The organism is Castellaniella sp., from assembly GCF_049673105.1.
Classification (GTDB): Bacteria; Pseudomonadota; Gammaproteobacteria; order Burkholderiales; family Burkholderiaceae_B; genus Castellaniella.
The window spans coordinates 200,835-213,033 of the sequence record NZ_JBATXG010000006.1; the positions used below are offsets into that span (position 1 = coordinate 200,835).

Annotated in this window: 10 protein-coding genes; 9 read left to right on the plus strand and 1 reads right to left on the minus strand. The window is 64.9% G+C overall.

Going from position 1 to position 12,199, the window contains the following annotated elements; translation table 11 throughout:
- Positions 1 to 57 precede the first annotated feature (57 nt).
- The 9 genes from WBF69_RS02285 (at position 58) to WBF69_RS02325 (ending at position 10,073) form a co-directional block, all read left to right on the plus strand.
- Positions 58 to 774, plus strand: coding sequence for an ABC transporter permease (locus WBF69_RS02285; RefSeq protein ID WP_424260787.1), 717 nt, complete (start codon positions 58 to 60; stop codon positions 772 to 774).
- A complete protein-coding gene (locus tag WBF69_RS02290; RefSeq protein ID WP_424260789.1) occupies positions 771 to 1,454 on the plus strand; it encodes an ABC transporter permease in 684 nt (227 codons plus the stop codon). Before WBF69_RS02285 ends, WBF69_RS02290 begins: the two co-directional genes overlap by 4 nt.
- Before the next feature lie 2 nt (positions 1,455 to 1,456).
- Positions 1,457 to 2,857 carry an MBOAT family O-acyltransferase gene (locus tag WBF69_RS02295; RefSeq protein ID WP_424260791.1) on the plus strand — a complete coding sequence of 467 codons (1,401 nt, stop codon included), beginning with the start codon at positions 1,457 to 1,459 and terminating at the stop codon, positions 2,855 to 2,857.
- On the plus strand, positions 2,844 to 4,205 hold the full coding sequence (locus WBF69_RS02300; protein WP_424260793.1) for a DUF459 domain-containing protein: 1,362 nt from the start codon (positions 2,844 to 2,846) through the stop codon (positions 4,203 to 4,205). The genes WBF69_RS02295 and WBF69_RS02300 overlap by 14 nt, the downstream gene beginning before the upstream one ends.
- Positions 4,202 to 5,488 (plus strand): GDSL-type esterase/lipase family protein, encoded by a 1,287-nt coding sequence (locus WBF69_RS02305; RefSeq protein ID WP_424260795.1) that lies wholly within the window; start codon positions 4,202 to 4,204, stop codon positions 5,486 to 5,488. Before WBF69_RS02300 ends, WBF69_RS02305 begins: the two co-directional genes overlap by 4 nt.
- A 127-nt stretch (positions 5,489 to 5,615) precedes the next feature.
- A complete protein-coding gene (locus WBF69_RS02310; RefSeq protein ID WP_424260797.1) occupies positions 5,616 to 6,305 on the plus strand; it encodes a hypothetical protein in 690 nt (229 codons plus the stop codon).
- A gap of 12 nt (positions 6,306 to 6,317) precedes the next feature.
- Positions 6,318 to 7,700, plus strand: coding sequence for an MFS transporter (locus tag WBF69_RS02315; protein WP_424260799.1), 1,383 nt, complete (start codon positions 6,318 to 6,320; stop codon positions 7,698 to 7,700).
- A 91-nt stretch (positions 7,701 to 7,791) separates the two neighbouring features.
- On the plus strand, positions 7,792 to 9,018 hold the full coding sequence (locus WBF69_RS02320) for an ABC transporter substrate-binding protein (RefSeq protein ID WP_424260801.1): 1,227 nt from the start codon (positions 7,792 to 7,794) through the stop codon (positions 9,016 to 9,018).
- A 56-nt stretch (positions 9,019 to 9,074) separates the two neighbouring features.
- Positions 9,075 to 10,073 (plus strand): quinone oxidoreductase family protein, encoded by a 999-nt coding sequence (locus tag WBF69_RS02325; protein ID WP_424260803.1) that lies wholly within the window; start codon positions 9,075 to 9,077, stop codon positions 10,071 to 10,073.
- Between the two features lie 6 nt (positions 10,074 to 10,079).
- Here WBF69_RS02325 and asnB read toward each other — a convergent pair whose 3' ends face one another.
- Positions 10,080 to 12,059 carry an asparagine synthase (glutamine-hydrolyzing) gene (gene asnB / locus WBF69_RS02330; RefSeq protein ID WP_424260804.1) on the minus strand — a complete coding sequence of 660 codons (1,980 nt, stop codon included), beginning with the start codon at positions 12,057 to 12,059 and terminating at the stop codon, positions 10,080 to 10,082.
- Between the last annotated feature and the right edge of the window lie 140 nt (positions 12,060 to 12,199).

A 12,199-nucleotide genomic window follows, 5' to 3' on the forward strand; every position in this document is an offset into this window, starting at 1 on the left:
CTGTCCTGACTGCCAACCTGCTACCCTCCGACGCGGCGTTCCCGCGCCGCTGATTCGATGAACGCTTCCCTGTACGACATCCTGAGCGCTGGCTGGGGCACCCTGCTGCTGCGCGGTGCCGGCATGACAGTGTTCATCAGTCTGTGCGGCATCGCCCTGGGCATGTGCATCGGCATCGCCGGCGCTGCCCTGAAATCGAATGGCGGCTGGCTGACCCGAGGCCTGATCAGCCTCTATACGCTGCTGGTGCGCAGCGTCCCCGAACTGCTCATCATCTACCTGCTGTTCTTTGGCACGGTGCAATCGGCGGCCAATCTGGCGGATTGGTTGGAATGGGACGACCTGATGAGCAAAGTCTTCCCGATGCTGGTGGGCATTCTCGCCATCGGCCTGATTTCCGGCTCGTACAGCGTCGAGGTCTTTCGCGGCGCGTTCAAAGCCATCAATCCGGGCCAGATCGAAGCCGCCCGATCCACCGGTATGCGCCGCCACCAGATACTGCGCCGCATCACCCTGCCGCAACTGTTCTGGTACGCCTTGCCGGGCGCCAACAACGTCTGGCAAAACGCATTGAAGGACACCGCCCTGATTTCCCTGGTCGGCCTGGTGGAACTGATGCGCGCCGCCGTGCTGGGAGCGGCTGCCACCCGAGCGCCGCTGACGCTCTATTTGCTGGCCGGCATCCTGTACTTTCTGATCGGCGCCTGCAGCCAGGCGCTGTTCGTCTGGGCTGAACGCCATTTCGGGCGCGGCATGCAGGGGTCGGCGTCATGATCGAACTCTTTGGCAAAGCCGTCCCGGTACTGGTCGAGGGTTTCTGGATCACGCTGCGCATCGGCCTGTTCTCGATTCTGTGCGCCTCGCTGCTAGGACTGGCCGCCGCCTTGATGCGCACCTCGGACAATCGCCTCGTTGCGGGCCTGTCCTTTGTCTACAGCACGGTGTTCCGCGGCACCCCCTTGCTGATTCAACTGTTCCTGCTGTATTACGGCATCGGCACCCTGAGCTTCGTGCGCGACCAGCCGCTGCTGTGGTGGTTGTTTTCCGACGGCGCCCGCTGCGCCATCCTGGCCATCAGCCTGAACAGCGGCGCCTACATGAGCGAAGCCATCCGGGGCGGCCTGCAATCCGTGCCGACCGGGCAGATCGACGCGGCGCTGTCCTGTGGCATGAATCGCCTGCAGGTGCTCCGGCGGATCCGTTTTCCGCTGGCCATCCGCCAGGCCTTTCCCGCCTACAGCAACGAACTGGTCCTGGCCATCAAAGGCACCAGCCTGGCCTCGACCATTGCCGTCATGGAACTCACCGGCTTCGCCCGCCGCCTGATGAGCCAGAGCTACCTGATCGTCGAGACTTTCATCATCGCAGGCCTGCTGTACCTGGCCATCAACATCACCCTGCTGGGCTGCGCATGGCTGGTCGAGCGTAGTCTGGGCATCCAGGCGGAGCGCTGAGCATGGGCTTCCTGTCTCTGGAATTCGCAGGGGCCTTTGCGCTGTTTCTGATCCCCTACTGGGCCTGCCGACGATTCCCGGACATACAGAATCTGCTGACGCTGGCTGCCGGATACTTTTTTCTCGCCAATCTGCACCCCTGGTTCGCCTTGATCCTGGGACTCTACACGCTGGGCATCCATGCCTGCGCCTGGCTGATCCAAAGCAGGCCGGGCCGCATCGGCCTGATCGTTTCCCTGGCCCTGGCCGTCCTGAATCTGGCCATTTTCAAATACTTTGATTTCTTCCGCGACGCCATCAATGCGGTGCTGACCGCCTGGGGCCTGACGGCCTGGGTACCCGCCATCCAGATCATGGCGCCATTGGGCATTTCTTTTTATACCTTTCATTCAGTCAGCTATCTGGTGTCCGTCTGGCGCAAGGAAATCCCCGCCGTCCCCCTGGCCGATCTGGCCTTGTTCCTGGGGTTCTTCCCCAGCGTCGTGGCCGGCCCCATCAATCGGGCGCGGGATTTTCTGCCGCAGATCCAGACCACCGCCCCCCGCAGCCTGACGCAATACCCCAAAGCCCTGCTGCTGATCGTGCTGGCCATCCTGAAAGTGGTGTGGCTGAGCGCCTGGCTGGCCAACACCTGGGCCGATCCGGTATTCGCCAACCCGCAGCAATACCACGCCCTGGATGCGCTGCTAGGCCTGCTGGCCTACACCTGGCAGCTGTACCTGAATTTTTCCGGTTACACCGACCTGGTCACAGGACTGGCGCTGCTGCTGGGGTTCCAGCTGCCGCCCAATTTCCGCGCCCCCTATCTGGCGACCAATCTGCGCCATTTCTGGTCACGCTGGCACATCAGCCTGTCGACCTGGATCCGCGACTATCTCTATATCCCCCTGGGCGGATCGCGCCGGGGCTTCACACGCACCCAGATCAATCTGATGGTGGCCATGGTGCTCTCGGGCCTGTGGCACGGCGCCAGCGGCAATTTCCTGATCTGGGGGGCCGTACATGGGGCGGGCATGGTGCTGCTGAACCTGGGCGACCGCTTGTGGGGGCGGGACCAGGTGGCGGCCCGCCTGCCCGTCCTGGCCAATACGACGACCTTTCTGTTCATCGCACTGGCCTGGATCTTCTTTCGCAGCCCGACCCTGGATCAAAGCCTGTTGTTCCTGCAGACGCTGGGCACGCAGTTCGACCAGCCCTTGCAGTTCAACTCACCCCTATACCTGCTGCTGATGTGGCTGGCGCTGCGCAGCTACCCCCTGATCGCGCAGAGCGGCGACTGGCTGCTCGATCACATCGGCCGCCTGCCCTGGGGACTGCAGCCGCTGCTGCTGACGCCCTTGGCCTGGGTGGCGTTGTTCTTGTCTCCTGCCGGCATTCCCGGGTTCATCTATGCAGGCTTCTGAGGCCTTTGGCCCCCCTCTGCCACCTGGCGGCCTCGACGTCGGCGAGCCCGCAGCCGCAAGTGCCCCGGAACCCCATCCGCAGCATCCCGCACCGCTGGGACGGGCGCTGGCCGTCCTGCTGCTATGCGCCCTGCCGCTGGCCTGGTTGATGCAGGATTCCATCCGTCTGTACTGGCAGCAGACATATCACAGCCCCCTCGCCCCAGCCGATACCAGCGCTGCGGATGCAGCGGACCTTCGCACCGCCCTGCTGGCGGCATGGTGGACGGCGTGGCGGATCGGCGGTCACTGGCAAACCGCGTGGGACACCTGGCGCGCAGACCGCGCACAGGATCTGTCCCGCTTCGATGACAAGGCCATCGCCACCCTCAACCAGATCTGGATCGCGCCGCCGCCCGTGCTTCCAGAGCCGGCATCCGCGGACCAACCCGCCCCGGCAGCGCCGGGCAAGCCTGCTCCGGTATCGTCGAACAAGGCCACTTCTGCATCCTCGAGCAAGGCCACTTCTGCAGCGCCAAACAAGGCTGCCTCTGCATCATCCCGTCAATCTGTCTCTGCATCGCGGAGCAGACCCGCCACTGCCGTCGCCGCGCCCGAACCGGTCATTGACCCGCTGCCGCCCCAGGACGCGGCAGGCCGGATTACGCTGACCGCCGGCGATCAAGTCTTTTTCGTCGGGGATTCCATGATGCAGGGGGTCGCCCCCCATGTCCGCCGCGCCCTGCTGAAGAAACACGGCATCGACAGCATCGATCTGAGCAAGCAAAGCACCGGCCTGTCCTATCAAGGCTTTTTCAACTGGCCGGCAACCGTGGAAAAAGCCTTCGAGCAGCACCCGCATATCGCTCTGATGGTGGTATTCCTGGGCCCCAACGACCCCTGGGATTTTCCGGTCAAAAAGGGTGAAACCTATCTGCGATTCCGTTCCGAACAATGGGAAACCGTCTATCGGGAACGCATCCGCCTGCTGCTGAGCACCGCCGCAAAACATCACGCCCGTGTGTTGTGGGTGGGTGCGCCGCCGATGAAAAGAGAGGTGCTCGACAAAGGCATGCGGTATTTGAATACCTTGTATCAGGCCGAGGTCGAACAGGGCGGAGGACAGTTCATTCCTGGCCACCTGGCGCTAGGCTATCCGGATACCGATTTTTCCTTCCATGCTCTGGTAGAGGACAAAAAAACCAAGGTCAGAATCGACGATGGCGTGCATTTCACCCTCAAAGGCCAGCGTCTGATCGCCCAGGCGATCCTGGCCCACATTGATGCGCCGACGCTCGAACCGCAGCCGGCCCCAGCGCCCCGGCCCGCCGGCTCGGTCGCCGCCCAGACAGGACAAACCAGACCATGAAAAACAGCCTGCGCCTGCTAGTGCTGCCGCTGCTGGCCGCCACGCTGCTGACGACCGCCAGCTGCCAAACCCGTCCGCCGGACACCATTCCCGCGTCGGCTGCCGGGCAGACGGACCGGGCCGCCGTCCGAGCGCCCGGCCTGCAGGATTTCGGCGACCCCAACGCGGCACGCCTGGCGGATCGCTACCGCCTGCTGGCCGCCGCGCACCGCGCGCGTACCCGCGCCGAGCCATCCATTCTGACCGTCATCCAGCTGGGGGATTCGCACACGGCCTCGGACACACTGACCGCGGACCTGCGCACGCGGCTGCAAGCGGATCTGGGCGATGCCGGTATCGGCTGGATCACGCCGATGAACGTGCGCGGCATGAGCCATCTGCGGCTCAAGACCCAATCCCGCCAGTGGCACCTGAGCAGCAGCCGCACCGACGAAAACCCCGATTTTCCCCTGGGGGGCTATATCGCCACGCCGGACAAACCGGGCGCCACCATCCGCGTCGAATCCCGGCAAGCCGATGCTGCGCCCTATCTGGCACGCGTTCTCATACAGACGGGTGCCGCGCCCGACGCGCTGACGGTGGACAGCGCCGGCGGGCGACAGCTGCTGGCAGCACCGTCGGGTCCGACACACCCGCCCGGCAGCTGGCAGACGGTCCACGTTCCCGTTCGTCTGCCCTTCACCATCACGGCCCGGCACACCCAGGCGGTCGCCCTGGGCGGCATCCAGCTGATCCGTCAGCGGGCGCAAGGCGCTCTGGTGTCCCCCATCGGCAGCAATGGCGCCCGCCAGACGATCTGGGATCGCTGGTCGCCAGACTGGCTGTCCCAACTGGCCGACACGCAGGCCGACCTGATCATCCTGGCCTACGGCACTAATGAAGCCTTTGACGAGACGCTGAACCCCGAGGCCATGCGCAACAGCCTGACTCAGGGGATCCGCTCGGTGCGCAGAGCCTTGCCTCAGGCCGCGATTCTGCTGATCGGCTCTCCCGATGCGATGGTCGTCTCCAGCGACCCGTCACTGGCTTGCGCGGCGCGGCGCCCTACGGGGCACGATGTCGTCAAGCGTATCCAGTTGGACGTCGCCCAAGCCGAACGCACCTTGTACTGGGACTGGCAGCAGGCCATGGGCAGGGACGACTGCCCCATGCTGGCCTGGCAGCAGCGCGACTGGGTAGGCCGCGATCTGGTGCACTTCACCCTGGCGGGCTACCAGGAAAGCGCTCGACGCCTGTACCTGGATCTCAGCCGCTTCCTGCGCCGCGACCCGGCGTCTCCCTGACGTCGCGCCGTTACCCTTCCATACAGCGGACCTGGCCCGGATGCCGGACAATGTCTGCGCCCTTTCCTGCCGACGATCCCTCCCATGCCCAAACCGGATCGTCGGCCCAGCTTCAGGAGCCGTCCCCATGCGCTTGCCCTTCCCGCTGCATTCCCTGGCCTGCCTGCCCTTCCTGTTGACCGCCTGGCTGCCGACCCCTTTCGCGTGGGCAGGCGGCACCGCGCAAGTGCAGGCAGGCGGCAACACCGCGCAACTGGCCTGGCAAACCCAGGGGGCCGTGCGCCTGGGGCAGACGTCCAGACCGGATTATCTGCTCGTGCGCGATGGCAAGGCCTATTCCGTGTCTGTACGGGGCGGCGCCCCCGTGGTCATGGAAGTCGGCGGGCTGCTGCAGGGCCTGGACGCGCTGGCCCAGTCGCGCCCCAATCAATACCTGCCGGAACGGGTCGAGCAGATCAAGGACCTGCGAAAGACCGAAACCGTCGCAGGCATCCTCGGGCACACCTATCAACTGACCGTGGCGGATGCTCAGGGCAAGACGCATGTCACCGACGCGGTCCTGACGGACGACCCTCGCGTCGTCGACATGAGCAACAGCTACCTGGACAGCATGCGGACCTTGCTGGGTCCGGCCAAGGTTCAGCAACTGGCCGGGGCCTTGCCCGCCGACCGGCGCGGCATCCTGCGCCTGGGAAATGATTTCGTCCTGCAGTCCATTTCCGGCCAGGAACCCGCCGCTGATCGGTTCGTCCTGCCGGCCCAGCCCGTCAATCTGCAAAATCTTCTACAAGGCCTGCAGGGCTTGCAAAAGCAGTAGTAGACTGGGGGCATGCCCGACTCGCCCAGCCCCGCCATCCGCCGCATTCCAGTCTTTATCACGATCTCTCTGGCGCTGCTGATGATGTCGGTGGACGCCACCATCGTCGCAACCGCGCTGCACGAACTGCAGCAGGGCCTGGACACATCGATCAACTGGGCGGGCTGGACCATCACCGCCTTTGCCTTTGGCTTCGTCCTGATGTTGCCGGTCAGCGGCAAACTCAGCGAACGCCTGGGTCGACGGCGTGTGTTTCTGGCATCCATTGCCCTCTTTACCCTGGCTTCTCTGCTGTGCGGGCTGAGCAACAGCATCGCCGCCCTGATCGTGCTGCGGGCGCTGCAGGCAGTCGGCGGCGCCGGCATCACGCCCTCGGCGACCGGCATCGTGGTGGATTATTTCGGTGACAGCCGTGACCGGGCGGTCAGCCTGTTCGGCAGCATCTTTCCCATCGGCGCCATGATCGGCCCGATCTTCGGCGGTCTGTTCGTCACCTACTGGAACTGGCGCGGCATCTTCTTCGTCAACGTCCCCATCGGCCTGCTCATCCTGTGGATGACGCTGCGCTATATTCCGCCCGACCCGCCCAAGACACAGAAGACCCGCTCAGGCATGGATTACCTGGGCCTGGGATACATGGGGCTGTGCCTGCTGGCCGGCATGCTGGCCACCAGCTTTCTAGGCGAAAAAAACCTGCCCTTTACCTCGCCCCGGATTCTGCTGCCCGCCGCCGTGGCGCTGGTGGCAGGATGGCTGTTCTTCCGCCACATCCATCGCAACAGCCACCCCTTCATTGCCCCGCATCTGATCCACGGCCCCGGCTTTGGCGTCGTCAACCTGATCAATATGCTGTTTGGCGGCGTCACCATCGGCGCCGTCGCCTTGATCCCCTTGTATGCGACCAACCGCTACGGCATGGGAGTGCTGGATTCGGGGTCCCTGCTGATCTCCCAGGGCGCTGCCGCCATCCTGTTCTCGCTGCTCTGCACCCTGGCCATCCGGCGCACCGGCTACCGCCGGCCCCTGTATGTCGGCGGCGCGTTGATCGCCCTGGGCATGGTCCTGCTGGCGCTGCCGCCCGTTCCGGGCGCGCCGCCCTTTGCCTGGCTGGCTGCCACGGCCTTTCTGCTGGGCATGGGCACCGGCACGGTCAACCCGGCCAGTCGCAACGCCGGCCTGCAACTGGCGCCGCAGGCTGCCTCTACGCTGGCCGCCTTGCGCACTCTGGCGATCCAGATCGGCACCATCACCTTCGTCTCGGTCGTGACCATGGTGCTGTCCACGTCTTCCGACCCGGGCCTTAGCCAGGCCTGGATTTACGGCACCTGGAGTGTGCTGGTCCTGGCTTCATTGCCCTTGATCGCTCGCGTGCCCGAACACCGGGGCGCCTGGTAAAGTCCGCTGAATCAACCCCGCCACCGGCGTGCATACTGGTTCGCGCCGGCTGACAGGGTGGCATCATAGGCCTGGTTCTGAAGGAGTCCCCATGCACAGACGCAGCATCTCTCTTGGCCCGGCCCTGGCGCTGGCCCTGAGCGCCTTTTCGGCAACAGCCGCCCCGATTTCCGACGATGTGATCCGCATCGGATTCATCACCGATATGTCCGGCGTGTATGCCGATGGCGACGGCCCCGGCGGCGCGCATGCCATCCGCATGGCGATCGCCGACGCAGGCGGCGCCATCGATGGCAAAAAAATCGAGCTGCTGGTCGCCGACAGCCGCAACAAAGCCGATGTGTCGTCCGCCCTGGCCCGCGACTGGTTCGACACACAACAGCTGGACCTGCTGATCGGGGGCACCAATTCCGCCGCCAGCCTGGCCATGTCCGCCGTCGCAGCGGAAAAGCAAAAGCCGTTCATCACCTCCGGCGCAGGGGCATCGGCCTTTACCAACGCCCAATGCAACCCCTACACCATCCAGTACACCTACTCCACCCGAGGCCTGGCCAGGGGGACGGGATCCGCCCTGGTCCAGCACGGCGGCGACACCTGGTTCTTCCTGACCACGGACTACACCTTCGGCCATGAACTGGAACGCGATACCAGCGCCGTCGTACGCGCGGCAGGCGGCCAGGTCCTGGGGTCGGTGCGCACTCCCCTGGGCGCAGCGGATTTTTCATCATTCCTGCTGCAGGCGCAGCAGTCGGGCGCAAAGGTATTGGCGCTGGCCAATGCCACCGCCGATTTCGTCAATTCCCTGAAAACCGCAGTGGAATTCGACCTGACCCGCACCATGACGCCAGTCGGTCTGACGGCCACGCTGCTGGATATTCACGCGCTGGGATTGGAAGTCACCCAAGGCATGTATTTCACCGTGCCCTGGTATTGGAACAAAAACCCCGCATCAGAAGCCTGGTCGCAGCGCTATTTCGGCAAGATGGGGCGCATGCCCACCTACGGTCAGGCCGGCGACTATTCAGCGGCCACCGCCTATCTGAACGCGGTGCGTCAGACCGGCACAGACGATGCAAACACCATCATGGCCTGGCTGAAATCCCATCCCGTGCAGGACTTCTTCGTCGACCACGGCGTCATCCGCGCCGATGGCCGCATGATGAACGACCTGACGCTGCTGCAGGTCAAGACCCCCGCCGAGAGCACCGGCCCTTGGGATCTGCATAAGGTCGTCACCACCATCCCGGCCGAAACCGCCTACGGCCCCTTGAGCGAATCGACCTGCCCCTATCTGCATCACACTGCCCCGGCATCCTGAACCATGCTGCGTCAGTCGCGTTAGACTGCTGCATCCGCCCTTTTTTGCGAAACGCCATGCAACGCTACCTGACGCAGATCTCCGATGGCCATCTTCACGTGACGGCACAGGACACCCCCCTGCCATTCGCCGGCCCCCAGCAGTTGCTGGTGCGGGTCCAGGCCGCCGGCCTGAACCGGGGGGAAATCCTGACGCTGCGCCAGTCCCCCGCCGACACCCCCGTCAGCCTGGGGATCGAAGCCGCCGGCGAAATCGTCGCGGTCGGCACGGGCAGCGGCGCTTTCCAGGCCGGGCAACGCGTCATGGGGCGCTGCAAAAATGCCTTTGCCGACTACGCCCTGATGGACGCGCACGACGCCATGCTGGTGCCCGAGACCCTGTCCTGGGTCCAGGCAGCGGCCATTCCCATCGTCAGCATGGTGGTCTACGACATGCTGATCGCCCAGGGCCGCCTGGCCGCGCATGAATGGCTGCTGATCACCGGCATTTCATCCGGCGTGGGCGTGGCGGCGCTGCAGCTGGCCAAGACACTGGGCGCCCGAGTGATCGGCACCTCGGGGTCGGCGGCCAAGCTGGCGGCTCTGGCGAGCCAGGGATTGGACTTGGGCATTCCCACGCGCGCCCCCGACTTTCACGATGCCGTGATGCAGGCCACCGATGGCCGTGGGGCCAATCTGATCGTCAATATCGTCGGCGGTTCGATGCTGGCCGAATGCGTGCGTTCCCTGGCATTCCAGGGGCGTCTGGCCATGGTCGGCCACGTCGATGGCGTGCGCAGCAGCCCGCTGGACCTGGGCGCCCTGCATGGCAGGCGCCTGCAGTTGTTCGGCGTGTCCAGCAAAGGCCTGGACGCCGCCCAGCGGCGGCAGATCGTCCAGGGCGTCGTCAACGACATGCTGCCCGCCATCGCTGGCGGACGCATGCCGCCGCTGATCGACCGGGTGTTCTCTTTTGACGATCTGGCGCAGGCCATCACCCTGATGGAATCCAACACCCAGATCGGCAAGATCGTGGTCGTCCATCAGCAGGCCGGCCAGGCGGCAAGCGCCGCCTGACACCGATCAGGCGGCGCCATCGTCGGCACCGCCCCATTCCTCCAGCCATGCCTGGAACATCAACACTCCCCACAGGTGGTACTGCCAATTGCGGCGGCCCGCCAGATGCTCATCCCATTTTTTCCGGATGGGTTCCGGGCGGAAAAAGCCTTCTCGCCGCAGACGCGAGGCGTCCAGCAGCTGTTCCGCCCAGTCGCGCAGAGGGCCGCGCAGCCAACTGCCGACCGGCACGCCAAAACCCATCTTGGGCCGTTCGATCAATTCCCTGGGCACATGCCGGTACAGCACCTGGCGCAAAATCCATTTGGCGGCGCCGTCGCGCAGTTTCAGGGATTGCGGCAACTGCCAGGCAAATTCCACCACCTCATGATCCAGAAAGGGCACACGGCTTTCCAGCGATACCCCCATTGCCGCCCGATCCACCTTGGCCAGGATGTCGTCGGGCAGATAGACCAGCGCATCCAGCGCCATCAGGCGTTGCATCGGGTCCAGGCCGTCCAGCGCCGGCGGCTGTCCATTCAGATAGGTCATGGGTTCACGTCCACCGATCACAAGATCGGCGGGATCCCAGCGGGAAATCGATTCCAGATACAGCTCGTCGATACGCCGGGCAGCCAGCATGCCGGCGCCCTGATGCAGCTTTTCGCCCAGATGGGCGCGCCGCAACGAAGCCGGCATCAAAGGACGCGCAGGCCCCAACACCGCCTGCCAGGCCGCCGGCGACAGGCTGCGCATCCCGGCAGCCGCCACGCGGCGCAGCCCGTACGGCAGGCGCGCCACCTGCGCCCAGCGCCGGCTGTTGCGCGCATAGCGGCCATAACCGGCAAACAGTTCATCGCCCGCATCACCCGACAGCGACACCGTCACCTGCCGGCGCGCCAGTTGCGACACCAGAAAGGTCGGAATCTGCGACGAATCGGCAAAAGGCTCGCAGTACAGGCGAGGCAAACCGGGAATGACATCCAGCGCCTGCTGCGCAGTGACATAGAGTTCGGTGTGATCGGTACCCAGATGCCGCGCCACGGCCTTGGCATGCTCGGCCTCGTTGTAGGCGTCTTCGCGGAAACCGATGGAAAAGGTCTTCACCCGGCGGCTGGATTGCGCCTGCATCAGAGCCACCACCGTGGAAGAATCAATCCCGCCCGACAGAAAAGCGCCCAGCGGCACGTCGGCCATCATCTGCCGGCCCACGGCGGACATCAGCAGATCTTCCAGCGCATCGGTAGCCTGCTCGGCAGAACCGGCAAACGGCGCCCGGACGCCCGCGACGGCGACATCCGCCAAGGACCAATAGCTCTCGATCCGCGGTTCGCGCTGGCGCTGGGAAACCGTCAACAAGCAAGCCGCCGGCAGCTTGCGAATTCCCTGATAGATGGAATGCGGCGCCGGAATATAGTTGTGGCGCATCAGCAGGCACAAAGCATCCCGGTCGATCGCCGCCGCGAAACGCGGGTGCGCCCGCAGCGCCTTCAGTTCCGAACCAAACAGAAAGCAGGCGGCATCCCCCTGCCCTTGCCAACCGTAGTACAGCGGCTTTTCCCCCAGGCGGTCCCGCCCCAGGGTCAAGGTCTGATCCTGGCGGTCCCAGACGGCAAATGCAAACATGCCCGTGCAACGTTCGACCGTCGCCCGGATGCCCCAGGCAAGAAAACCCGCCAGCAGCGTTTCCGTGTCGGAATGGCCGCGCCAGGCCAGCGCACCGGCAGCATCCAGTTCCCGCCGCAAGTCCAGGTGGTTATAGATTTCGCCATTGAAGACGATCATGTAGCGGCCCGACGCGCAGGCCATGGGCTGATGGCCGGCGGGCGACAGATCCAGAATCGACAGACGCCTGTGGGCCAAACCGATGCCGGTCTCGTCCGACCAGGCCCCGGCGTCATCCGGCCCGCGCGACACGATGGTGTCAGCCATGCGTTCCAGCACGGCGTTCGCCGCAGCCCGGTCGCTGCCCCGCACGCTATTCAGAAATCCTGCCAACCCGCACATCCGGCCTTCCCCTTGATTTTCGCGTCCCGACGCTCATGACCGGCCTGCCCGGATCATCGACGCGACATTTTAAGGCGAATGCGGCTCAGGCATGGCCCCTGCGCGATTCGCCAGCGGACCGTATTCCTGCGTACACTGCC